This is a genomic window from Lentzea californiensis (assembly GCF_024648825.1).
Taxonomy (GTDB): domain Bacteria; phylum Actinomycetota; class Actinomycetes; order Mycobacteriales; family Pseudonocardiaceae; genus Lentzea; species Lentzea californiensis.
This window is the reverse complement of sequence record NZ_JANBBE010000002.1, coordinates 233612-256564: the sequence shown is the minus strand read 5'-3', so window position 1 is coordinate 256564 and position 22953 is coordinate 233612. Positions and strand designations below refer to the sequence as shown.

Sequence of the window (22953 nt, the reverse complement as noted above, 5' to 3'; positions counted from 1 at the left end):
TCGTGCTCACTGCGCGGGAGTCGCCTCAGCAGCCTCGGCGGCCTCGGCGGCCTCCGGGGCGTCAGCCGGCTTGGCAGCGTCGTCCGACACGACGATCAGGCTGATCTTGCCGCGCTGGTCGATGTCGGCGATCTCGACGCGGAGCTTGTCGCCGATGTTGACGACGTCCTCCACCTTCGCGATGCGCTTGCCGTTGCCCAGCTTCGAGATGTGGACGAGGCCGTCCTTGCCGGGCAGCAGCGAGACGAACGCGCCGAACGCGGCCGTCTTCACCACGGTGCCCAGGAAGCGCTCGCCGACCTTCGGCAGCTGCGGGTTCGCGATCGCGTTGATCATGCCGATCGCGGCCTCGGCCGAGGGGCCGTCCGCCGCACCGACGTAGATCGTGCCGTCGTCCTCGATGGAGATGTCGGCACCGGTCTGCTCGGTGATCGAGTTGATCATCTTGCCCTTCGGGCCGATGACCTCGCCGATCTTGTCGGTCGGGATCTTGACCGACGTCACGCGCGGAGCGAAGGCGCTCATCTCGTCCGGGTCGGAGATGGCCTCGGCCATGACCTCCAGGATGGTGTAGCGCGCGTCGCGGGCCTGGCCCAGCGCCGCCGCCAGCACCTCGGACGGGATGCCGTCGAGCTTCGTGTCGAGCTGCAGCGCCGTCACGAACTCCTTGGTGCCCGCGACCTTGAAGTCCATGTCGCCGAACGCGTCCTCGGCACCGAGGATGTCGGTCAGCGCCACGTAGCGGGTCTCACCGTCGACCTCGTCGGAGACGAGACCCATAGCGATGCCGGAGACCGGCGCCTTCAGCGGGACACCCGCGTTGAGCAGCGACAGCGTCGAGGCGCAGACGGAGCCCATGGACGTCGAGCCGTTGGAGCTCAGCGCCTCGGACACCTGGCGGATCGCGTAGGGGAACTCCTCGCGCTTGGGCAGCACGGGCATGATCGCCCGCTCGGCCAGCGCGCCGTGGCCGATCTCGCGGCGCTTCGGCGAACCCACGCGGCCGGTCTCACCGGTCGAGTAGGGCGGGAAGTTGTAGTGGTGCAGGTAGCGCTTGTGCGTCTCCGGGGCGAGCGAGTCGATCTGCTGCTCCATGCGCAGCATGTTCAGCGTGGTGACACCCAGGATCTGGGTCTCGCCGCGCTCGAACAGCGCCGAGCCGTGCGTCCTCGGGATCACGGCCACCTCGGCACCGAGGTCACGGATGTCCGTGAGGCCACGGCCGTCGATGCGGACGTTGTCGCGCAGGATGCGCTGGCGCACGAGCTTCTTGGTCAGCGAGCGGAACGCGGCGCCGACCTCCTTCTCGCGACCCTCGAACTGCTCGGCCAGCTTCTCCAGCGTGGCGGCCTTGATCTCGTCCAGCTTGGACTCGCGCTCGGCCTTGCCCGCGATGGTCAGCGCCTGCGCGAGCTCGCCGGAAGCGGAGCCCTCGACGGCCTCGAACGCGTCGGCCTGGTAGGCCGGGTACGTCGGGTAGTCGCCGGTGGCCTTCGCGGCGACCTGGGCGAGCTGCGCCTGGGCCTCGCAGAGGACCTTGATGAACGGCTTGGCGGCCTCGAGGCCCGCGGCCACGACCTCTTCGGTCGGGGCGGTGGCACCCTCGGCGATCATGTCGATCACGTTGTCGGTGGCCTCGGCCTCGACCATCATGATCGCGACGTCGCCGGAGTCGACCACGCGGCCCGCGACGACCATGTCGAACACGGCCTTCTCGAGCTGCTCGTAGGTCGGGAACGCGACCCACTGGCCCTCGATCAGAGCGACGCGGACGCCACCGATCGGGCCGGAGAACGGCAGACCCGCGAGCTGCGTCGACGCGGACGCGGCGTTGATCGCCACGACGTCGTACAGGTCCTTCGGGTTCAGGCTCATCACCGTGATGACGACCTGGATCTCGTTGCGCAGGCCGTCCACGAAGGACGGGCGCAGCGGACGGTCGATCAGGCGGCAGGTGAGGATGGCGTCCGTGCTGGGACGGCCCTCACGCCGGAAGAACGAGCCGGGGATGCGGCCCGCGGCGTACATGCGCTCCTCGACGTCCACCGTGAGGGGGAAGAAGTCGAAGTGCTCCTTGGGGTGCTTCGACGCCGTCGTGGCGCTCAGAAGCATGGTCTCGTCGTCCAGGTACGCCACCACGCTGCCGGCGGCCTGACGCGCGAGGCGCCCGGTCTCGAAGCGGATGGTGCGCGAGCCGAACTTGCCGTTGTCGATAACGGCAGTCGCCTCGTGGACCTCGATGTCCGTCATTTACTTGTTACTCCTCGTCTTTTGGACGCCGCTCACGCGATTTGACGAGGCCGGTCTTCGATCGAAGTCCCCTGGGGCGTTTCCACCAGGAGGCCACTACCGAGGACCGGCGCGGAAACTTGCTTCGCGCGATGCGGGTCCTGATGTTTCGTTCCTCTTTGCAACCAGGGATCTGTATACACCCGGTTGTACGCCGAGGGGGAGTGACCGGCCGGTCACTCCCCCTCGGCAAGTATCACCTGCGCAGACCGAGGCGCTGGATCAGCGCGCGGTAGCGGTTGATGTCCACCTTGGTCAAGTAGTTCAGCAGACGGCGGCGACGGCCGACCATCAGCAGAAGACCACGGCGGGAGTGGTGGTCGTGCTTGTGCTGCTTGAGGTGCTCCGTGAGGTCAGCGATGCGCTTGCTCAGCAGGGCGACCTGCGCCTCGGTCGAGCCCGTGTCCGAGTCGTGCAGACCGTACTCACCGAGGATGGACGTCTTCTGTTCCGTGGACAGTGCCACTAGGTACTTCTCCTACTTGTTGAGGTCCGTGCGGCCCCACGCCGCCGAATTGCTGGCGGGGGTAGCCGGTACTGGCCGCCACGGACCGCAGCCAGACCCAACTGCGAAGGCTATCAGGCACTCTGCTCAGCGGCGCGCTGACGTGCGCAACCCCACCCGGTCAACGGGTGTGTGGACGCCGTCGGCGCTGCTCACGAGTACTGCTTCGGACGGTTGCCACGGGCTGCTCAGGAACTCCGGCACGGCCTGCCCTTTGTACCCGTATGCCACCGTCAGGTGCGCGGACCAATTGTCGTTCGCGCCCGCTGCTCTTGCCAACCGATTTAAGTCACCGTCTATTCCCGCCCACAGGACCTTGCCGCGGAAGTCGCCGAAGTCCCGGAGCCGGATTTCGGGCACCTCGTGGCCCTCCAGGGCCTTGAAGCGTTCCTCATCTGCGGTTTCACCGTGGAAGCACAACGTGATGTGCCACTTCTCCGGCTTCGTCCACTCCAGGTCGAGACCTCGGTCCAGCACGGCGTCGAGCTCGTCGACCACGTGCCGGGGCGGGTACAGCGCGGTGAAGAACTTCACCTGCTGTTCGCGGCCCGGATGGCCCGGCGGAACAGCTCGGCGATCGCCGGGAAGTCCTCGTGCAGCAGGTCGGCGGCCTGCTGCAGCTCGATCCGGTCGGCGACCCTGCGCAGCACCGGGTACGCGACGCTCTCGTCCCCGTTGACCGGAAACGAGTCGCGCGACACCGTCGGCTTGGAGTCACGCACGTCGTCGAGCGCGCGCTGCAACGCCTCCGGCGCCCCCGTCGCCACGTCCGGCGTGAGGACCTTGCGCTCCAGCATGATCATCCGGGCGAGCACGGAGGGGTTGCCGATCTTGGCGCGACGGCCGCTCATGACCTGGCTCAGCATCGGCGCGCTGATCCCGAGCACGTCCGCGAGCTGAGCCTGGGACACGTTGAAGGCCACGACCAACCGGCGCACGCGGTCACCCAGCGGCTCCCCGTACCACTCCCGTTGCAGGGCGAGGTTGCGCTGAACGATCTTGTGGTCCTCCACCTTGGCCTCTCCGGTAGCCCTCAGTCCGACCCGCATCCTGCCAGGCCGCGGGCGTGCAGACGCCCGCTTCGCCCAATCTGACGGTCACGACTCGGTCAGCAGTTCCCTCGTTCGGTCTACATCTCGATGCATTTGTTCGAGCAGGGCTTCGACGGAGTCGTACTTCTCCATCTCGCGCAGCCTTTCGACGAAGTCGACGGCCACGCGCTGGCCGTAATAGTCCTCGTCCACGTCCAGCACGAACGCCTCCACACGACGCTCACGGCCGGAGAACGTCGGGTTGGTCCCCACCGACACGGCGGCCTTGAGCGTCTTGCCCTTGGCGTCGGTGAACCAGCACGCGTAGATGCCGTCCGCGGGCACCGCCGCGAACTTGGGCGTGGACAGGTTGGCGGTCGGGAACCCGAGGTCCTTGCCGCGCCCGTCGCCCTTGACGACGATCCCCTCGAGCCGGTGCGGCCGGCCCAGCGCCTCGGCCGCCGCCTTCACGTCGCCGGCGTCGATGCACGCCCGGATGTAGGTCGACGAGTACGTCACGTCGTCTGCGGACACCAGATCAGCCCCCTCGGTCACGAACCCGAACCGCTGCCCGAGCTGGCGCAGCATCGCGACGTTACCGGCCGCCTTGTGCCCGAAGCTGAAGTTCTCACCCACCACGACAGCCGCGGCGTGCAACTTCTCGACGAGCACCTCGTGGACGAACTGGTCCGCGGGCATCCGGCTGGTCTCGAGGCTGAACGGCACCACCACGAAGTGGTCCACCCCCAGCTGCTCGACCAGCTCCGCCCGGCGCCGCAGCGTGGTGAGCTGCGCGGGGTGGCTGCCGGGCCGCACCACCTCGGACGGGTGGGGGTCGAAGGTCATCAGCACGCTCGGCAGGCCGCGCTCACGTGCGAGCTCGACGGCTCGGCCGATGAGGGCCTGGTGGCCATTGTGGACACCGTCGAACACACCGATGGTGACGACGCAGCGGCCCCAGCCGCCGGGAAGGTGGTCTAGTCCGCGCCAGCGTTGCACGGTGATCAGCCTACGGCGCTGGCCCCGCCGGGTGCCCGCCCGCCTCGCAAGCGGTCCGGACTCGGTCACGGCGTCACTCGGCCGGACTCAGGACCACCACGGGCTTGCACGCGGCGCCCTCGTCCTTGACGAGCGCGATCACGTGCCCGTCCGGCCCGAACACCCCGTAGGTGCCGTCGATCCCGCCGGCGCGCAGCCGCTGCCCGTGCGACAGCGCCGAAGCCTCGTTCGGGTCGATCTCGCGGCGCGGGAACGCCGTGGCGACCGCGGAGTCCAGGTCCAGCGACAGGCCGGGCGTCTCCTCCAGCTGCGCCAGGGTCTTGGCCACGCGGAGGTCGAACGGCCCGACCCTCGTGCGCCGCAACGCCCCGAGGTGCCCGCCGACGCCGAGTGCGGCGCCCAGGTCGCGGGCCAACGCGCGCACATAGGTTCCGGACGAGCACTCGACCATCACGTCGAGCAGCACCGTCTTGTCCTCACGGCGCGTGAACAGCACGTCGAACCGATGCACGGTCACCGGCCGTGCGGGGATCTCGACGTCTTCACCGGCGCGCACGCGGGCGTAGGCGCGCTTGCCGTCGATCTTCACCGCGGAGACGGACGACGGCACCTGCTGGATCGGGCCGGTCAGCTTCGCGATCTCGGCGGCGACGGCGTCGTCCTCGACGGCGGAGGCGTCCTCAGTGGACAGCACCTCGCCCTCGGCGTCGTCCGTGGTGGTGGACGCGCCGAGCACGATCGTCGCGAGGTAGGCCTTGCTGTCGAGGGCGAGGTGGCCCAGGAGTTTCGTCGCGCGCTCGATGCCGAGCACGAGCACGCCGGTCGCCATCGGGTCGAGCGTGCCGGCGTGGCCGACCTTGCGGGTGCCGAGGATCCTGCGCACACGCGCCACCACGTCGTGCGAGGTCATGCCGTCCGGCTTGTCGACGACGACCAGGCCCGGTGCAACAGAGGGTTTCACGGCGCTGAAGCTTAAGCGACGTTCAGAGCGTCCCAACGGCGACGCCGGATCTGCACCGGCACCGTCTCCCCGCGCTCCTCCGCCTCGAACACCGCGGCACGCGCCCGACGCCACCAGACGAGCATCCGCCAGCTGCCCAGCACGAGGACGAGCACGCAGAAGCTGAACGCCACGCGGAACGCCAGAACAGGCGCCAGCACGCCCTCGACGAGGTCCAGCAGGACACCGACGCCCAGCGCGGTCATGGTCACCGCGAGGAAGCCGCCGACGTTGACCAGACCGCTCGCGGTGGACTGCCGGTGCGACGGGTTGTAGTCGCGGGCGAGAGCGAACGCCACGCCCGAGATCGGCCCGCCGACGGTGAGCACGAGGAACACCACGGCGATGACCGGCGTCGGCACGTGCCCGCCCGGCCACAGCAGCAGCACGCCCCACCCGGTGAACGCGAACGCCAGGAACCCGACCGAGATCGGCATGCGCCACTCGGGGTTGCGCGAGAACAACCCGCCGATGACCGGGCTCGCCACGATCGCGCCGATGACGAGCAGCCCGAGCGTGGAGGACGCGGCACGCGGCGACATCCCCTGCGCCTGCACGAGGTACGGGTACCCCCACAGCAGACCGATGACGGCGGGCGTCGACATGGTGCTGAAGTGCGCCCAGAACCCGAGCCGGGTGCCGGGCACGCTCCACGCCTGCCGCACCTTCGGCCAGATCTTCTTGAACGGCACGACTTCCGGCTTCGGCGCGATGAACCCCGCCGGCACGTCGCGCACCCGCAGGAACGCCACGACCGAGTAGAGCGCGGTGAGGCCGCCCGCGATGAGGAACGCCCACGTCCACCCGATCGAGCCGAGCATGAGCGTCAACGGCACCGTGGCGACGAGGTTGCCGACACCGCCGATCGCGGCCGTGACCGCGACGACGAGCGAGTACTGGCGCGGCGGGAAGTGCGTCGCGACGAGGCGGATCACGCTGATGAACGTCATCGCGTCGCCCATGCCCAGCACGGCCCGTGCGGCGAGTCCGAGGCCGTACGAGTCAGCGATGGCGAAGAGCACCTGGCCGGTGCCCATGAGCAGGGCGGCGACGGTGAGCACCCGGCGTGGCCCGTAACGGTCCACGAGCAGGCCCGTGGGGATCTGCATGAGGGCGTAGACACCGATCTGCAGCACGGTGAACACACCGAGCTGAGCGGGTCCGAGTCCGAAGCGTTCGCTCGCCTCCAACCCGGCCACGCCGAGCGTGGTGCGGTGGAACAGGGCGGCGAAGTAGACGAAGACGGCGGTGGTCCAGATCAGCCACGAGGTACGGGTGGCGCGATCGACCGGCGGCAAGGCGCACTCTCCCAAGCTGGAGGTAGGCAGACATTAGTTACATCGCCTAAACAACCTTCTTGGTAACGATTTCATGCCGTGAGTTCGGCCACAGGGACTAACGGACGGCGCCCTCGACCGCCCAGTCCCCCGACCGCGTACGCCACACCACCGCCACCAGCCGCAGCACCATGAACGCCGACAGCCCCGTCCAGATGCCGGCGAGCCCCCACTCGAACGCGTACGAGGCCCACACCAGCGGCAGGAACCCGATCACCGCCGAGCCGAGCGTCGCCGTCCTCATGAACTTCACGTCGCCGGCACCCAGCAGCACCCCGTCCAACGCGAACACCACACCCGCGATCGGTTGCAGTGCGACGAAGAACCACCACGCGTTCGGGATCTCGCCGAGCACGCCGGCGTCCGTCGTGAACGCCCGCGGCAGCACGGTGTACAACGCCGCGAACACGACCCCGAGCCCGATGCCGAACACCAGCCCGTACCGCGTGATCTGCCAGGCGAGCTTCTCCGCCTCCCGGCGCCGCGACGCTCCCAGAGCCGCGCCGACGAGCGACTGCGCCGCGATCGCCAGCGAGTCGAGCACGAGCGCGAGGAACGTCCACAGCTGCAACACGACCTGATGCGCACCCAGCGCGCCGACGGATGTCCGTGCCGCCACGGAGGCCGCGCTGATGAAGCACGCCTGGAACGCCAGGCTCCGCAACACCAGATCGCGCCCCATGCCGAGCTGCGCGCGCATGGCCGTCCACTGCGGCTTCAACGACACGTGTTCCGCGAACAGCGCCTTGAAGAACAGCCCGGCCGAGAGCACCTGCGCCACGACGTTCGCGATCGCCGAGCCCTCAAGCCCCCAGCCGGCGCCGTAGACGAGCGCGGGACACAACACCGCGCTGATGCCGTTGCCGATCAGGATGTACTTGAGTGGCCGCTTGGTCTCCTGGACACCGCGCATCCACCCGTTGCCGGCCATCGTGACGAGGATGAACGGCGCGCCGAACAACGCGATGCGCACCCACTCCACCGCCGCGTCCGCCACGGCTCCGGGCCCGGCGAGCAGCTCCGCCAGCGGCCGCGCGAACAGCTGCCCCAGAAGCACCACGAGCACACCGGCGGCCAGCGCCAGCCACGTCGCCTGCACGCCCTCCTCGACGGCCTCCTGACGCCGCCCAGCCCCGTGCAACCGAGCCGTGCGCGCCGTCGTGCCGTACGAGAGGAACGTCAGCTGCGTCGACACCTGCGTGAGCAACACACCGCCGAGAGCCAGCCCAGCGAGCGGTAACGCCCCAAGATGGCCCACGACAGCCGTGTCGACGAGCACGTACAACGGCTCGGCCGCCAGCACCCCCAGGGCGGGCACCGCCAGCCCGATCACCCGCCGAGCGGGAACCCGATCCTCCACCAGACGAACTTATGCGCCCACAGGCGCTGCCGTCCGGTGATGGCGGCCACTCACGACCGTTGGGGCAACCCGAACACCTGCTCGCGCGCCACGGCCAGGGCCGAGTGCAGCGCACCCGCCCGCACCGGGTTCGCGGTGATCTGCGCGAGGTGCACCGGCGTCCGCGGCACGACCAGCTTCAGCAGCTCGGCCGCCACCAGCTCGCACAACGTCTCGCCGCCCGCGTGCGCCACCGCACCGGACAGCAGCACCAGTTCGGGGTCGAGCACGCACACGACGTTCGCCAGCCCGAGTGCTATCCGGTGCGCCAGCGCCGTGAGGAACGCGCGCCCCTCGGTACCGGCGTTCAGCGCGTGCGCGACGGCTTCCAGTCCGGACGACTCGGTGATGCCGTGCTCGGCTGCGAGCGCCACGATCGCCTCGCTGTCGACCTGGTCGCCGTAGCGCCCACCGGGCACCTGCATCGAGTCGATCTCACCCGCGCCGCCCGTGACGCCACGCAGCAGCGTGCCGTTGACCACGACCGCCGAGCCGATCTCGTCCGCGGGCCAGAACAGCACGAAGTTGCGCACCCCTGCCGCCCGGCCGGAGCTCATCTCCTCCAGCGCGGCGAGGTTGATGTCGTTCTCGATCGACACCGACGTCCCGAGCAGCTCGCGCAACGTCGACGGCAGGTCGACGGCGGAAAGGCCGGGCAGGTGCGGCGCGAACCCGAGGTGACCGGTGGCCGGGTCGACCGCGCCCGGCGTGCCGACGACGACGTGCGACAACGCGTCGAGCGTCAGTCCGGCCAGCGCCGCCGTCTTCTGCACCGTCTCCCGGAAGATCCGGAGGGTGTTCTCCTTGGGCATCGGCGCGCTGTGCTCGGCCAGCAGCGACCCGGTGATGTCCGCGATCGCCACGTCGATCAGCTCGGCCGACAACGCCACCGCCGCCACGTAGCCGACGCCGCCGTTGACGGCCCACATCTGCGCCCGAGGCCCGCGCCCACCGCCGCGCAACCCGGTGCGGACGACCATGCCGTCCTCTTCGAGCCGCGCCAGCAGCTGGGCGGTGGCGGGCTTGGACAGCCCGATCACCTCTTCCAGCTCGGCCCGCGTCATCGCCCCGCTGCGCAGCAGGGTCTCGATCGCGGCCCGGTCGTTGATCTCCCGCAGCAGCCGCGGGCTTCCTGTCCGTGTCATGACCCCACCCGTTCCAACGCGTCCTTGAGCGCGGCAACGACCTGCTCCGCGGCCCCCTCGAACGTGAACCCGGCCGCCAGCCGGTGCCCGCCGCCCCCGAGGACCTGCGCCACCTCACGAACGTCGACCCTGCTCACGGCCCGCAGCGACACGGACCAGAACCCGGGCCTGAGCTCCTTCAACACGGCCGCGACCTCGGCCTCGGAGGCGGAGCGCACCACGTCGATCACGCTCTCCACCTCCTCGCTACGCACTCCGTGAGCGTCCTCGATGCTCACGATCGCGTGCGCGAGCCCCATGCCGTGCGCTGCCTTCTGGTCCAGCTCCGCCTTGGCCAGCACGCGCGACAGCATGCCCAGGTACGCGAACGGATGTGCGTCCATCAACGGCCGCGTAACGGCATACGCGTCCACTCCGGTCTCCAGCAGCCGTGCGGCCGTGTGGTGCGCCTCGGGCCCGGCCTTCCGGAAGCCACCGGTGTCGGTCACGAGCCCGGCGTAGATGCACCGCGCGATCGGCTCGTCGACCTCGGCGTCCATCTCGTCGAGCAGCTTGAGGGCGATGAGCGCCGTGGCCTCGGCGTGCTCGTCGATGCAGTGCAACGTCCCGTACCGCGTGTTCGACACGTGGTGGTCGACGACGATGACGGGCCCACGGCAGTTCGCGACGCGGTTCTTCAGCGGCCCGAGCCGTTCCAGGCTGCCCGTGTCCATGACGACCAGCAGTTCCGGCGCCTCGGGCACCTCGTCGCGGTGGACGAGCAGCCCGGCGGTGTCCAGCGCCTTCAGGCTCTCGGGCACGGCCTCCGGGTCGCCGAACGCCACCCGCACCGCCACACCGCGCCGGTGCAGCGCGAGTCCCACCGCCAGAGCACTCCCGAGCGTGTCAGCGTCGGGGTTGATGTGACTCAGCAAAGTCACATCGCGGGCGCCGGCCAATAACCGCGCGGCCTCGGCAATGGTCGTGCTCAGGTCGTCTGCCACAGGGAGACGTTAGCCGTTAACCGTCTCGAAGTGCTGTGCGGCACCCTCAGACAAGACAGTTTCCATCCAGTTCCGGCGCCTGTGGGCCACGTGGACCGCCGGCGAAAACCAAAGGGCGGACACGATCACCGTGTCCGCCCTGGTCACAAAAAATCCGACGAGAACTCAGTCCTCGTCGTCGTCCTCACGAGGCGCCTTGTACGGGTCGGCCTCCCCGGCGGGAGACGCCCCCGCAGACCGCCGAGCCACTTCGGCATCGGCAGCCTGAGCCTTGGCGAGCAGCTCTTCCATCCTCCGCGCCTCGTCCGGCACCGTGTCGGTCATGAACGTCAGCGTGGGCGTGAAACGAACCCCCGTCTGAGCTCCGACCATGGAGCGCAGCACGCCCTTGGCGCTCTCCAGGGCCAGTGCGGCCCCGGCGTAGTCGGGCTCCACGTTCAGGCGCTCACCGAGCACCGTGTAGTAGACGGTCGCGTCGTGCAGGTCCCCGGTCACCTTGGTGTCGGTGATCGTGACCCGGGCAAGCCGCGGATCCTTGACTTCGTGCTCCAAAGCCGAAGCGACGATCTGCGAGATCCGCTTGGCGAGCTTGCGGGCACGTGCCGTGTCGGCCACGAGCCTCCCCTTCCTAGTCGTCCTCCGGCCCGACGAATCGTGTCCGGGCGGAGAGCAATTCAAGTTCAGGTCGTCCCGCGACCAGCCTTTCACAGCCGGCTAGAACGTCCCTGACGTGCTCCAAGTCGGCGGCGACCGCCGCCACACCGATCAAGCTGCGCCGATGCAGGTCCAGGTGACCGGCCTCGGAGACAGCGACCTCGAAGCGCTTGCGCAGTTCGGCCACGACGGGCCGGACGACCGAGCGCTTCTCCTTCAACGAGTGGACGTCGCCCAGAAGCACGTCCAATTCCAGAGCACCCACGTACATGGGCAAGATCCTCCAGAAGAAAAGGGTGCGGAGCCACCGGTTAAACGGCTCCGCACCCTTCACCTACCGACTAGGCGCGCGGCTTCTCGCGCATCTCGAAGGTCTCGATGATGTCTTCCAGCTTGAGGTCGCTGTAGTTGCCGAGCGTGAGACCACACTCGAAACCTTCGCGAACCTCGGTGGCGTCGTCCTTGAACCGCTTGAGCGAGCTGATCGGGAGGTTCTCCGCGATCACCTTGCCGTCACGGAGCAGACGAGCCCTGGCGTTGCGACGGATCTCGCCCGACAGGACCATGCAACCCGCGATCGTGCCGACCTTGGAGGACTTGAAGACGTCGCGGACCTCGGCGCGGCCGAGCTGGACCTCTTCGTACTCCGGCTTGAGGAGACCCTTGAGGGCCGCCTCGATCTCGTCGATCGCCGAGTAGATGACCGTGTAGTAACGGACGTCCACACCCTCGCGGTTCGCGAGCTCGGTCGCCTTGCCCTCGGCCCGGACGTTGAAGCCCATGACGATGGCGGAACCGGCCACGGCGAGGTTGATGTCGCCTTCGGTGATGCCACCGACACCGCGGTGGATCACGCGCAGCTCGACGTCGTCGCCGACCTCGATCTTCATGAGCGCGTCCTCGAGGGCCTCGACGGTACCCGAGTTGTCACCCTTGATGATCAAGGTGAGAGCGCTGGTTTCCTTGAGCGCTGCGTCCAGGTCTTCCAGGCTGACGCGCTTGCGCTTCGCCGCGTTGGCGGCGTTGCGGGTGCGGGCCTGACGACGCTCGGCGATCTGGCGGGCGACGCGGTCCTCGTCGACGACGAGGAACGAGTCACCGGCGCGCGGCACCGAGGTCAGACCGATGACCTGCACCGGACGCGACGGGGTCGCGACGATGACGTCATCGCCGTGCTCGTCGACCATGCGGCGGACGCGACCATAGGCGTCACCCGCGACGATCGAGGAACCCACGCGCAGCGAACCGCGCTGGACGAGCACCGTGGCGACCGGACCGCGACCGCGGTCGAGGTGCGCCTCGATCGCGACACCCTGGGCCTCCATGTCCGGGTTGGCCCGGAGGTCCAGCGAGGCGTCGGCGGTCAACAGGATGGCCTCGAGGAGGCTGTCGATGTTGATGCCCTGCTTCGCGGAGATGTCGACGAACATCGTGTCGCCGCCATACTCCTCGGCGACCAGTCCGTACTCGGTGAGCTGCTGGCGGATCTTGGAGGGGTTCGCACCCTCCTTGTCGATCTTGTTGACCGCGACCACGATCGGCGCCTGAGCGGCCTGGGCGTGGTTGATCGCCTCGACCGTCTGCGGCATCACGCCGTCGTCAGCCGCGACGACGATGACCGCGATGTCGGTCGCGTTCGCACCACGAGCACGCATGGCGGTGAACGCCTCGTGACCCGGGGTGTCGATGAAGGTGATGAGCCGCGGGTTGCCCTCGAGCTCGGTCTGCACCTGGTACGCACCGATGTGCTGCGTGATGCCACCGGCCTCGCCCTCGGCCACCTTCGCCTTGCGGATGGTGTCGAGCAGGCGGGTCTTACCGTGGTCGACGTGACCCATGACGGTCACGACCGGCGGACGGATCTGCAGGTCGTCCTCACCGCCGGCGTCCTCGCCGTAGGTGATGTCGAACGTCTCGAGCAGCTCGCGGTCCTCCTCCTCGGGGGACACGACCTGCACGACGTAGTTCATCTCGGTGCCGAGCAGCTCCAAGATCTCGTCGGACACCGACTGGGTCGCCGTGACCATCTCGCCCAGGTGGAAGAGCACCTGCACGAGCGACGCCGGGTTGGCGTTGATCTTGTCGGCGAAGTCGGTCAGCGAGGCACCGCGCGGAAGGCGGATCGTCTCGCCACTGCCCTTGGGCAGGCGGACGCCACCGACCGAAGGCGCCTGCATGTTGTCCATGTACTCCTGGCGCTTCTGCCGCTTGGACTTGCGTCCACGACGCGCCGGACCACCCGGACGACCGAAGGCACCAGCGGTACCGCCGCGACCAGCACCGCCGCCACCGGGACGACCGCGGAAACCGCCGCCACCACCGGCAGGGGCACCGCCGCCTGCGCCGCCGCCACCGCCGGGACGGAAGCCGCCACCGCCGCCACCGCCGCCACCGGGACGGAAGCCACCGCCACCGCCACCGCCGCCACCGGGACGGAAGCCGCCACCGGCGCCACCACCGCCACCGGCGCCGCCACCGCGGAAGCCGCCGCCACCGCCGCCGCCCCCACCGGGACGACCGCCGCCACCGCCGCCACCACCGGGACGGCCACCGCCGCCACCGCCGGGACCAGGCCTGTTACCGGCCGGACGGTTGCCCGGCATCATGCCGGGGTTCGGCCGCGGGGGCATGTTGCCCGGGTTGGGGCGAGGACCGCCCTGACCGGGGCCACCGGGACGAGGACCGCCCTGGCCGGGGCCGGGACGACCGCCACCCTGTGCGGCAGCCGGACGCTGACCACCCTGACCGGGCGCACCGCTCGGACGGGGGTTCGCCGGACGCGGGTCTCCGGGCTTCGCACCGCCGCCTGCGGGGCGGTCGCCGCCCTGCTCGGGGCGCGGGCCGGGACGAGGTCCAGGACGCGGCGACGGAGCGTTGCCGCCACCGACGCCGAAGGGGTTGTTGCCCGGACGCGGGGCGCGCGGGCCCGCAGACTTGGGAGCCTGCGTGCGCGGCGGCACCACGGACTGGGGCTGTGCACCAGCGGACGCGGCCGGGGCCTGCGGCTGCTGGGGCTGTTGAGGCTGCTGCTGCGGAGCCGGAGCCGGAGCCGGAGCCGGGCGCGGGCCCGGACGCGGACCACTGCCCGGCTTGGAGCCGGCAGCCGGGGCTGCCTTGGGCGCGGCCGGGGCCTGCGCGGCAGGAGCTGCCGGAGCCTCGGACTGCACGGGTGCCGGTGCGGGCGCCGCGGGGGCCGGAGCCTGCGCGGCAGGAGCTGCCGGTGCGGGCTTCGGGGCCGGCGGGCGCGGGGCGGCCGGACGAGGTCCGGGCATGCCCTTGGCCGCAGCGGGCTTGTTGTCGTCGGCCGCCGGCTTGGCGTCCGCCGGTGCGGCGGGCGCTGCGGCGGCAGCGGGTGCGGGTGCCTTCGGCTTCGGAGCGGACGGCTTGGGAGCCGGCTTCGAGGACTTGGCTTCGTAGGCGTCACGAAGCCGCCGGGCCACGGGGGCCTCGACGGTCGAGGACGCGGACTTCACGTACTCGCCCTGTTCGGCGAGCTTGTTGAGAACTTCCTTGCTCGTAACACCGAGCTCTTTTGCGAGCTCATGCACGCGGGCCTTGCCTGCCACTGCTCTCCTAAGTCGTGAGGCCGGCGGGCAAGTCCCATCGACCTCGTCTTAACGTCGCGCGTTCATGTCTTCAGCTTCACGGCTGACTCATGACGGGTCGACCTGCTTCCTTGTTGCTTGCTGGCCGCGGGGCTGTCCCGAAGCCAATTTCCCTTGCTGCTCGACGTGCTCGCGCAGCGAAGCGACGTCGAGTGCTCCCTGGACCTTGAGGGCCCGTGAGAACGCCCGTCGCCGCTCGGCGTTGCGGAGACATTCGAGATCGAAATGCAACCAAGCACCTCGACCAGGAAGCCGCCGATGGAGGTCCGGAACCACCGAACCGTCCACCGCGACCACTCGCAGCAGCTCAGAGGGCAACGTCCGTGTGCGGCATCCAATACACGTACGAACTGGGCCGATGTGCTGGGAAGCCGCTCCCGACGTTGAACCGTTGATAATTCTATCCCCTGGAGCTCACTCAGCCGAACCGGATGTGACCGCATCGGTGGCCGGAGCCTCCGCGTCACTGCGGATGTCGATGCGCCAGCCCGTCAGACGGGCGGCCAGGCGGGCGTTCTGGCCCTCCTTGCCGATCGCCAGCGAGAGCTGGAAGTCCGGCACCACGACACGCGCCGTCTTGGCGCGCTCGTCGAGCACCCGCACGGACACAACCTTCGCCGGGGACAAGGCATTCCCGACGAACGTGGCAGGGTCGTCCGAGTGGTCGATGATGTCGATCTTCTCGCCACCGAGCTCGTGCATGACGTTGCGCACACGGGCTCCCATCGGGCCGATGCAGGCGCCCTTGGGGTTCACTCCGGCAACCGTTGATTTCACCGCGATCTTCGAACGGTGACCTGCCTCACGTGCCACCGCGGGGATCTCCACGGTGCCGTCCGCGATCTCCGGGACCTCGAGGGCGAACAGCCGCCGCACGAGGTTCGGGTGGGTGCGCGAGAGAGCGATCTGCGGCCCGCGGGAACCGCGCGACACGCTCACGACGTAGCACTTGATGCGCTCGCCGTGGTTGTACTGCTCGCCCGGCACCTGCTCGGCCGGCGGCAGCACGCCCTCGGTGTCGCCGACCTGCACGACGACCATGCCGCGGGCGTTCGCACGGGCGTCGCGCTGGACGACACCCGCGATGATCTCGCCCTCCTTGGCGGCGAACTCACCGAACGTGCGCTCGTGCTCGGCGTCGCGCAGGCGCTGCAGGATGACCTGGCGCGCCGTCGTGGCCGCGATGCGGCCGAAGCCCTCCGGAGTGTCGTCCCACTCCTCCCGGACCACACCGTCCGGCGCCAGGTCCTGCGCGATCACGCGCACGACACCGGTCTTGCGGTCGATCTCCACCTTCGAATGCGTGGCATGCCCATCGGTGTGCTTGTAGGCGGTCAGCAGTGCTGACTCGATCGCCTCCAGGACCGTCTCGAAGGGGATGTCCTTTTCACGTTCGATCGCCCTCAGGGCGGCGATGTCGACGTTCACCTCGGCTCCTCCTCCGGTGCTTTCCGAGTGAGCCGAGCCAGTTCCTCGACCGGCGGCTGCTTGAACTCGATCTCCATGACCGCGCGTTCTATGTGGCGGTACTCCACGCGTCGCAGCTCGTCCTTGTGCAGCAGCTCGACCCCGGTCTCGTCGCACTCGCCGACCCGGCCGAACCACTCGGCCTGGTCGGGCTGCTTGATCTTCACGAGACGCAGGTGAGCGCGCTTCCAGTGGCGCGGGCGCGTCAGGGGGCGGTCGACACCCGGCGAGGTGACCTCGAGGGTGTACGGCCCGTTGATGATGTGGTCGTGCTCGTCGAGTGCGGCGGAGACCACGCGGCTCGCCTCGGCGACCTCGTCGAGCCCGATCCCGTCCTCGCCGTCCACGACCACTTTGACCAGACGGCGGCGCCCAGCCTGATTCACGTCGAGCGCGTCGAGGTCGAAGCCGGCGGCTTCGAGAGCTTCCCGCACAACGGGTGCTAGCTGCGCGGAAAGCTCTCCGCGCGGCGGGCTGGACACGTGGTGTCTCCTTCAGTTCGAACGCATGAAAACCCCGGCCGACGGTATTTCGGCGGCCGTGGACGACCAGACTATCTCCTTCGCCCGGCTCCCACCGCGCCGCACGGCTGCTGGCACCATGGGTCGCGTGATCTCCGAATCGGTCAGCCGCCGCCGGGTGCTGTTCGCGGTGGCCGCCGCGCCGCTCGCCGTCGCGTGCACCGCAGAACCGCCGCCGCCACCGCCTCCGGACCCGCTCTCGGCCCTCGCGGCGCAGGCCCGCGCGGACGCCAAGCTGGCCCAGGCGCTGACGACGGTGCCCGCGGCCGCGGAGATCGCGAAAGCCCGTGAGACGCACGCCTCGCTGCTGCAGGCCGAGGTCGACCGCGAACGCCCGCCGCAGTCGTCCACCGTGCCGCCCGCCCCCACCGCTCCGCCCACGCCGCCGGACCCGCTGGCCGCGTTGCGCACCGCGCTCGACGAGGCCGTCCGCGAGGCCTCGGCCACGGTCGCCTCGCTGCCCGCCTACCGAGCCGGTCTCGTCGGCTCGGTGGCCGCCGGCTGCGCCTCGCTGCGGGAGGTGCTCGCATGAGCGTGGAGTCCGTGCAGACCGCCCTCGGCACCGAGCACGCGGCGTTGTGGACCTACGGCATGGTGTCGGCGTTCCTGAACGACAAGGCCGTCGCGGAGGGCTCGAACCTGCACCGCGCGCGCCGGGACACGACCGAGCGGTGGCTGCGTGACCACGGCACGACCCCGAACCCGCCCGCAGCGGCCTACCTGCCGCCCGCGCCGGTGTCGGACGGGCCCTCCGCGCTCGCCGCGCTCGTGGCCGTCGAGCAGGACACCTGTGCCGCGTGGCGGGGTGTGCTGGAGCGGACCGACGACTCCGCGCTGCGGACGTCGGCGCTGGAGGCGCTGACGACGGCGGCGGTGCGGGCGACGCGGTGGCGCAAGGCGGCCGGGTCGGCCCCGGCATCGATCACGATGCCGGGTGTCGCCTCGGGCTGACCGGGTGTCAGCCGGCGAACGACGACGCGAGCCTGATCGCGTCGTTGGAGACCCTCTTCATGTCCTTGTTGTGCGCGAGCGCGTCGGCTCCCCTGGTCGGTGAGTCGGACTCGACGATCACGACGAGCTGGTCGCGTTGCTCGGAGGCGTACCCGCCGTTGGCCAGCGTGGTCAGCGGCGGCACGCTGATGGCCTTGTCCAGCACCAGGTCCTTGACGTTGCCGGTGCCGTCCTTCTGCGTGAGCTCCCGCAGCTGCTTCGCCTCGGCGGCCGTCTTCATCTTCACGACCGACACCGACGAGTACACGGTGCGGCCGTCCGGCAGCTTGGCCGTGTAGAAGGCGCGCGTCAGCTGCAGGCACGGCGTGGTCTTGAAGAACGCCTGGGTCTGGCTCGTCGCGTGGGCGGCGCAGTCGCTGTCCTTCACCGGTTCCGGCAACTCCGGCACGGTGGTGAACTCGAACTCCCCCGCGGTCTTCTGCGGTTGCGCGACCGGCTTGTCGACCGGGTCCGACGGCTGCAACACCCACCAGACGAACCCTGACACCACCGCGACGCCGACGAGCGCCAGCGCCTTGCCCACCCACGTCGACTTGCGCTGGGGCGGAGGCGGCGGCGGGGGCAGCTGCCCCTGGCGGTTGTCCATGATCGACTGCAGCTTCACGAGCTCGTCGGCCGGGTACAACGGCGCGGTGTCGGTGGGCCTCGGCGGGAAGCGAGGCATGTTCTGGGTCACCTCTTCAGGTGACTGGCGTGGTTCCGACACAAGGACCCACGGTAACGGACGGCAGTCACGCGAGCGCTTCGAGCACCCGGTCAACGTCCTCGATCGTGTTGTACATGTGACACGCGTACCGCGTGCGACCTGCACGAACCGAAGACACGACCCCCTGAACGGGTGGCGCGCCGACTGAGACGATCGCCGAGCCGTTGGGCGGCAGCCCCAAACCGGTCAGGAGGCGATCCGTCAGGCTCACGCAGTGCGCGCGCACTGCTTCGAGGTCCAAAGAGGCGACCCACGGGAGCGCAACCGCCGCACCGACGTGGGAGAACCACGTCGGCGAGAGGTCGAAGCGCCGTGCGTCCGAACGGAGCACGAGCTCGGTGCCGTAGTTCTCACCGGTGCTGTACCAGTTGGCCGCCAACGGCTTGAGGGACGCCATCCGGTCCGGGCGCACCGCCATCCACGCCGCGCCGCGCGGTGCCATCAGCCACTTGTAGGCCACACCGACGACGAAATCGGCCCACGCCAACGACAACGGCAGCCACCCGGCGGCCTGCGACACGTCGAGCAGCACGGGTTTGCCCGAAGCGCGCAACGCCTCGAGGTCCGCGATCTTGCCGTCCGCCGACTGGACCACGCTCGTGGCGACGAGATCGGCTTCCTCCACTGTGGACACGATCTGGTGGCCGGCCGCGACGAACGGGAGCGTGACGCTGGTGAAGTCGCCGGGGTCGACGAAGACCTTCGAGCCGGCCGGCAGGGACTGCGCGACCAGCGACACGAACTGCGACACCGTCGCGCCGCAGGCGACCGAGGCCGCGGGCACCCCGACCAGCCGCCCGAACGCCTCGCGCGAGGTCTCGACGACCTCGTTGAACGTGGACGACGTGTCCTGGCCGTGCCGCCACCGTTCGTGCGAGGCAGCCACCGCGTCGGCGACGTGCCGGGGCGGCACGCCGATGGACGCCGTGTTCAGGTAGCCGGGCTCGACGTCGAAGACCGCTCCGAAGGCCTCACGCATGCGCGAGCTGCTTGTCGCGCTTGCGACGCGCGTAGACCTGCTTCTTCACCCGTGCGATCACGGCCCCATCCTGCCCGACGACGTCCGTCTCGAACCAGATCAACGCCTTGTCGCCGTCCCTGGTCTGGTCCAGGACCTCGGCGACGTGGTCGTCGGTCAGCCGGAACTCGGCGTACACCGTGCCGCGGCCGGGCGCGACGAACTCGATCTCACCGGCCCGGTCCCACACCACGTGCTCGCCCTTGAGCTGGTTGAACAGCAGCAACACCCAGAACGGGTCGGTCATCGCGAAGAGCGACCCGCCGAAGTGGGTGCCGAAGAAGTTGCGGTTCCAGGGGCGCAGGCGCATCCGCACCCGCGCGTACCGGTAGTCCGGCGAGATCTCCACGACGCGGATGCCGGCGAACAGGAACGGCGGCCACAGGTTCATCCCGAAGCGCAGGCGGCTTGCCTTCATAAAAAACAGTGTTACACAACGTCCGCCAGACTGTCCGCAACTTCTTCCGGCGAAGGCGTGTGACGTATCTCCCGGGCTATCTGACCAGCGGCTTCCCGATAGGACGAGTCGACGAGCAGCCGTCGCACGCAGTCCGCGATCGGCCCGGCACTGAACGCGGCCGGCCGCAGCGCCGCACCGGCCGCGACGAGCGCGTCCGCGTTGCCGAACTGGTCCGCCCCCTGGGGCAGGACGACCTGGGGCACGCCGGCGGCGAGCGCGCCCAGCATCGTGCCGCTACCGCCGTGGTGGACGGCGACGTCCGCGTACCGGAGCACCTCCGCCTGCGGCAGCCACGGGTGGACCGTCACGTTCGGCGGCACGTGGCCGAGCTCGACGTGCGGCGCGGCCACGACCACCTGCGCCTCAGGGATCTTGCCGAGCCCCACGACCGCCTCGGCGAGCAGTTCCCGCGTGCCGAACGCCGTGCCGAGCGTGAGGTAGACCAGCTTCCCGGCCGTGCGCACCGGCACGTCACCGGGCGGCGAGAACGGCACCGCCCGCAACGGGATCCGCTCCTCCTCCAGGAAGTTCGCCTCCTGCAACGAGGGCGGACAGATGTCGAGGTGCCGGCCACCGGTGGGCCGCACGAGGCCGATCCCCTCGGGGAACATCCGCCCGAACCCGTGCCACAGCGCGGGAAACCCGCGGCGCCGCGCCTCGGAGACGACCTCGGGCACCGCCCACCCTCCGATCACGAGGTCGGGCAGCAACCGCTCCAGCTCCTGCGCGATGTCCTCGGCGTAGATCTCACCGAACACCAGTCCCGGCCGGAACGGCCGCAGCCCGAGCTTCCCGAGCACCGGGTGCATCTCCTCGCCGACCGCGAAGTGCACCTCGTGCCCGGCTTTGTGCAGGGCCTGCGCCAACGGGATCAACGGGTACGTGTGGCCGGCGGCGGCCATGCTGGCGAAGAGCACGCGCATGCCGTGACGATACTGAGTCCTCATGGGAACCAACCGCGAGAAGATGATCAACGGCGAGCCCTACCTGCCGGCGGACCCCGAGCTGGACGCGGACCGGCGCCGCGGCTGGCGTGAGATGGCCAGGTTCAACGCGCACGACCCGGAGGACCTCGACGGGATGTACGCGATCCTCGAGGGGTTCGTCGCGGAGATCGGCGAGAACTCGACGTTCATGCAGCGCCTGCAGATCGAGTACGGCTACAACACCCGCGTCGGTGCGAACAGCTTCATGAACTACGGCGGCGTCATCCTCGACTGCGGACCGGTGACCATCGGCGATCACGTGATGATGGGTCCGAACGTGCAGCTGCTCACGGCGTTGCACCCGATCGAGGACCACGACGCGCGGATCGAGGGCTGGGAGACGACCGCGCCGATCGTCATCGGCGACAAGGTGTGGTTCGGCGGCGGCGTGATCGTGTGCCCCGGCGTCATCATCGGCAACAACACGGTGGTCGGCGCGGGCAGCGTCGTGACGCGGGATCTGCCTGCTCACGTGCTTGCGGTCGGCAACCCCGCACGGGTGGTTCGTAAGATCTGAGGTCATGCGCAGCGAGGAGATCCAGATCCGCACCGGTGCCGACGAGGTCGTGCACGACCTGACGAGCGAGTGCCAACGGTTCCTCGCCGATGAGAACGGCGACGGCCTGCTGCACGTGTGGGTGCCCCACGCGACTGCGGGCATCGCCATCATCGAGACGGGCGCGGGCAGCGACGACGACCTGCTGACCGCGCTGGAGCGCATCCTGCCCCGCGACGTGAAGTGGCGGCACCGGCACGGCACCCCCGGCCACGGCCGTGACCACGTGATGCCCGCACTGGTGCCGCCCTACGCGACGATCCCCGTTCTAGGCGGTGTGCTGACGCTCGGCACTTGGCAGTCCATCTGCCTGGTCGACACCAACGTCGACAATCCCGTCCGCACGGTCCGTCTGAGCTTTCTTGCCGGCTAGAAGCAACACGAGCCCGATGAGCGCGATGCCGCCGAACACCCACCACTCGGTGCTGATGGAACCGTCGTACATGAGGCTGCGCAGGCCTTCCGCCGAGAACCGGAACGGCGTCCACGACCACAGGACCGCCTTGTAGACAGGGTTGAGCAACTCGGGCACCTGGCCCGCGACCGCCGGTGCCATCAGGTAGAGGATGCCGAGAACACCCATCGCGCGGATGCCGAGGTGCTTGAACAGCCCGGCCTGCAGCAGCGCGAACGACACGGCGACGGCGAGCATGAACGCGAGCGCCTGAGCGGTGAACGTGACGCCCCACCACGCCAGCAGGCCCACCGTCGAACCGGTGACGAGGACGGCGGCGGTCACCGCCGACAGCCATCTCAGCCTCGTGCCCTTCAGCACCACGAACAGCAGTCCGGCGATCATCCCGCCGACCCACAGCAACGCGGACGCGGCGAGCGGCGCGGTGCGTTCGGCGGCGGTGGGGGTGGCGGCTTCGACCTTCACCGGCAGCCCGGCACCCTGCGCGACACCGGTCAGCACCTGCTGGGCGACCTGCGTGCCGGACGGGTTGACCGCCGGGTTCAGCCGGATCGTCGCCTGGCCGGGCGCGATCTCAAGCACCCCGTAGACCTCCTTGTCCCGCAGGAGGTTCCGGGCCTCGTCCGCGGACACGACCCTGATGTCGACCTCGGCGGAGTCGGCTCTCGCGACGCGTTCCGCTATCGGCGGAGGCGCCACCACGGCGAGTGGGACGTCGTGCGGGTGCACGGTCGCCTGCACGCCGAACGTCAGCAGTCCCAGGAGGAACGCCACCGCAGCACCTGCGACGGCGGTGATCAGCACGGTGCGCATCATCGGGCCCCTTAGTTCATCATGCGTTGAATTTAACGGGCACGCTACGCCTC

Annotated in this window: 25 protein-coding genes; 4 read left to right on the top strand and 21 right to left on the bottom strand. The window is 69.7% G+C overall.

The window, feature by feature from the left end; translation table 11 throughout:
- Positions 1-6: 6 nt before the first annotated feature.
- The 16 genes from LX88_RS12105 to rimP form a co-directional block, all read right to left on the bottom strand.
- Positions 7-2250: a polyribonucleotide nucleotidyltransferase gene (locus LX88_RS12105; RefSeq protein ID WP_258947873.1), complete on the bottom strand. Its 2244-nt coding sequence runs from the start codon at positions 2248-2250 to the stop codon at positions 7-9.
- A 235-nt stretch (positions 2251-2485) separates the two neighbouring features.
- A complete protein-coding gene (gene rpsO / locus LX88_RS12100) occupies positions 2486-2755 on the bottom strand; it encodes a 30S ribosomal protein S15 (protein ID WP_258947872.1) in 270 nt (89 codons plus the stop codon).
- A gap of 126 nt (positions 2756-2881) precedes the next feature.
- The gene (locus LX88_RS12095; protein ID WP_258947871.1) at positions 2882-3328 is read right to left on the bottom strand and encodes a 2'-5' RNA ligase family protein; all 447 of its coding nucleotides are present in this window, start codon (positions 3326-3328) and stop codon (positions 2882-2884) included.
- Complete coding sequence (locus LX88_RS12090) at positions 3325-3807, bottom strand: helix-turn-helix domain-containing protein (RefSeq protein WP_258948234.1); 483 nt, start codon at positions 3805-3807, stop codon at positions 3325-3327. Before LX88_RS12090 ends, LX88_RS12095 begins: the two co-directional genes overlap by 4 nt.
- Before the next feature lie 84 nt (positions 3808-3891).
- A complete protein-coding gene (locus LX88_RS12085) occupies positions 3892-4824 on the bottom strand; it encodes a bifunctional riboflavin kinase/FAD synthetase (protein WP_258947870.1) in 933 nt (310 codons plus the stop codon).
- A gap of 73 nt (positions 4825-4897) precedes the next feature.
- Positions 4898-5785 carry a tRNA pseudouridine(55) synthase TruB gene (gene truB / locus LX88_RS12080; RefSeq protein ID WP_258947869.1) on the bottom strand — a complete coding sequence of 296 codons (888 nt, stop codon included), beginning with the start codon at positions 5783-5785 and terminating at the stop codon, positions 4898-4900.
- An 11-nt stretch (positions 5786-5796) separates the two neighbouring features.
- Complete coding sequence (locus LX88_RS12075; protein WP_258947868.1) at positions 5797-7122, bottom strand: MFS transporter; 1326 nt, start codon at positions 7120-7122, stop codon at positions 5797-5799.
- Between the two features lie 97 nt (positions 7123-7219).
- Positions 7220-8524 (bottom strand): MATE family efflux transporter, encoded by a 1305-nt coding sequence (locus tag LX88_RS12070; RefSeq protein ID WP_258948233.1) that lies wholly within the window; start codon positions 8522-8524, stop codon positions 7220-7222.
- A 47-nt stretch (positions 8525-8571) separates the two neighbouring features.
- Entirely contained in the window at positions 8572-9705 is a 1134-nt protein-coding gene (locus tag LX88_RS12065) for an ROK family transcriptional regulator (RefSeq protein WP_258947867.1), read from the bottom strand.
- Entirely contained in the window at positions 9702-10688 is a 987-nt protein-coding gene (locus LX88_RS12060; RefSeq protein ID WP_258947866.1) for a DHH family phosphoesterase, read from the bottom strand. Before LX88_RS12060 ends, LX88_RS12065 begins: the two co-directional genes overlap by 4 nt.
- Positions 10689-10853: 165 nt before the next feature.
- Complete coding sequence (gene rbfA / locus LX88_RS12055) at positions 10854-11303, bottom strand: 30S ribosome-binding factor RbfA (protein ID WP_258947865.1); 450 nt, start codon at positions 11301-11303, stop codon at positions 10854-10856.
- Positions 11304-11316: 13 nt separating this feature from the next.
- Positions 11317-11613, bottom strand: coding sequence for a DUF503 domain-containing protein (locus LX88_RS12050; protein ID WP_258947864.1), 297 nt, complete (start codon positions 11611-11613; stop codon positions 11317-11319).
- A gap of 70 nt (positions 11614-11683) precedes the next feature.
- Positions 11684-14908: a translation initiation factor IF-2 gene (infB, locus tag LX88_RS12045; RefSeq protein ID WP_258947863.1), complete on the bottom strand. Its 3225-nt coding sequence runs from the start codon at positions 14906-14908 to the stop codon at positions 11684-11686.
- An 87-nt stretch (positions 14909-14995) separates the two neighbouring features.
- A complete protein-coding gene (locus LX88_RS12040) occupies positions 14996-15235 on the bottom strand; it encodes a YlxR family protein (RefSeq protein ID WP_245983337.1) in 240 nt (79 codons plus the stop codon).
- Positions 15236-15361: 126 nt separating this feature from the next.
- On the bottom strand, positions 15362-16375 hold the full coding sequence (gene nusA, locus LX88_RS12035; protein ID WP_090074529.1) for a transcription termination factor NusA: 1014 nt from the start codon (positions 16373-16375) through the stop codon (positions 15362-15364).
- Entirely contained in the window at positions 16372-16896 is a 525-nt protein-coding gene (rimP, locus tag LX88_RS12030) for a ribosome maturation factor RimP (protein WP_090074532.1), read from the bottom strand. Before rimP ends, nusA begins: the two co-directional genes overlap by 4 nt.
- A 127-nt stretch (positions 16897-17023) precedes the next feature.
- Between rimP and LX88_RS12025 the strand changes: the two genes are divergently transcribed.
- Positions 17024-17467 carry a hypothetical protein gene (locus tag LX88_RS12025; protein WP_258947862.1) on the top strand — a complete coding sequence of 148 codons (444 nt, stop codon included), beginning with the start codon at positions 17024-17026 and terminating at the stop codon, positions 17465-17467.
- Positions 17464-17886, top strand: a complete 423-nt coding sequence (locus LX88_RS12020) for a ferritin-like domain-containing protein (protein WP_258947861.1) — start codon at positions 17464-17466, stop codon at positions 17884-17886. The genes LX88_RS12025 and LX88_RS12020 overlap by 4 nt, the downstream gene beginning before the upstream one ends.
- A 7-nt stretch (positions 17887-17893) precedes the next feature.
- Here the strand turns inward: LX88_RS12020 and LX88_RS12015 are convergent, their stop codons facing one another.
- The 4 genes from LX88_RS12015 to LX88_RS12000 form a co-directional block, all read right to left on the bottom strand.
- Complete coding sequence (locus LX88_RS12015) at positions 17894-18610, bottom strand: hypothetical protein (protein WP_258947860.1); 717 nt, start codon at positions 18608-18610, stop codon at positions 17894-17896.
- A 67-nt stretch (positions 18611-18677) separates the two neighbouring features.
- Positions 18678-19631, bottom strand: coding sequence for an aminotransferase class V-fold PLP-dependent enzyme (locus tag LX88_RS12010; RefSeq protein WP_258947859.1), 954 nt, complete (start codon positions 19629-19631; stop codon positions 18678-18680).
- Positions 19624-20088, bottom strand: coding sequence for a DUF4442 domain-containing protein (locus LX88_RS12005; RefSeq protein ID WP_258947858.1), 465 nt, complete (start codon positions 20086-20088; stop codon positions 19624-19626). Before LX88_RS12005 ends, LX88_RS12010 begins: the two co-directional genes overlap by 8 nt.
- Before the next feature lie 11 nt (positions 20089-20099).
- Positions 20100-21053, bottom strand: coding sequence for a glycosyltransferase (locus LX88_RS12000; protein WP_258947857.1), 954 nt, complete (start codon positions 21051-21053; stop codon positions 20100-20102).
- A gap of 22 nt (positions 21054-21075) precedes the next feature.
- On the opposite strand from LX88_RS12000, the gene LX88_RS11995 reads away from it, so the two are divergent.
- Together LX88_RS11995 and LX88_RS11990 are read left to right on the top strand one after the other, a co-directional pair.
- Positions 21076-21633: a sugar O-acetyltransferase gene (locus LX88_RS11995; RefSeq protein ID WP_258947856.1), complete on the top strand. Its 558-nt coding sequence runs from the start codon at positions 21076-21078 to the stop codon at positions 21631-21633.
- Between the two features lie 4 nt (positions 21634-21637).
- Positions 21638-22045 (top strand): secondary thiamine-phosphate synthase enzyme YjbQ, encoded by a 408-nt coding sequence (locus tag LX88_RS11990; RefSeq protein WP_258947855.1) that lies wholly within the window; start codon positions 21638-21640, stop codon positions 22043-22045.
- Here the strand turns inward: LX88_RS11990 and LX88_RS11985 are convergent.
- Entirely contained in the window at positions 21941-22900 is a 960-nt protein-coding gene (locus LX88_RS11985; protein WP_258947854.1) for a YhgE/Pip domain-containing protein, read from the bottom strand. The two genes, LX88_RS11990 and LX88_RS11985, sit on opposite strands and share 105 nt — an antisense overlap.
- Positions 22901-22953: the final 53 nt, after the last annotated feature.

What these genes read in the sequence shown, in the direction of transcription:
- LX88_RS12105 (WP_258947873.1), bottom strand. Translation starts at nt 2,250, where the DNA reads ATGACGGACATCGAGGTCCACGAGGCGACTGCCGTTATCGACAACGGC.
- LX88_RS12065 (WP_258947867.1), bottom strand. Translation starts at nt 9,705, where the DNA reads ATGACACGGACAGGAAGCCCGCGGCTGCTGCGGGAGATCAACGACCGG.
- LX88_RS12050 (WP_258947864.1), bottom strand. Translation starts at nt 11,613, where the DNA reads ATGTACGTGGGTGCTCTGGAATTGGACGTGCTTCTGGGCGACGTCCAC.
- LX88_RS12020 (WP_258947861.1), top strand. Translation starts at nt 17,464, where the DNA reads ATGAGCGTGGAGTCCGTGCAGACCGCCCTCGGCACCGAGCACGCGGCG.
- LX88_RS12015 (WP_258947860.1), bottom strand. Translation starts at nt 18,610, where the DNA reads ATGCCTCGCTTCCCGCCGAGGCCCACCGACACCGCGCCGTTGTACCCG.
- LX88_RS12010 (WP_258947859.1), bottom strand. Translation starts at nt 19,631, where the DNA reads ATGCGTGAGGCCTTCGGAGCGGTCTTCGACGTCGAGCCCGGCTACCTG.
- LX88_RS12005 (WP_258947858.1), bottom strand. Translation starts at nt 20,088, where the DNA reads ATGAAGGCAAGCCGCCTGCGCTTCGGGATGAACCTGTGGCCGCCGTTC.
- LX88_RS12000 (WP_258947857.1), bottom strand. Translation starts at nt 21,053, where the DNA reads ATGCGCGTGCTCTTCGCCAGCATGGCCGCCGCCGGCCACACGTACCCG.
- LX88_RS11995 (WP_258947856.1), top strand. Translation starts at nt 21,076, where the DNA reads ATGGGAACCAACCGCGAGAAGATGATCAACGGCGAGCCCTACCTGCCG.
- LX88_RS11990 (WP_258947855.1), top strand. Translation starts at nt 21,638, where the DNA reads ATGCGCAGCGAGGAGATCCAGATCCGCACCGGTGCCGACGAGGTCGTG.
- LX88_RS11985 (WP_258947854.1), bottom strand. Translation starts at nt 22,900, where the DNA reads ATGCGCACCGTGCTGATCACCGCCGTCGCAGGTGCTGCGGTGGCGTTC.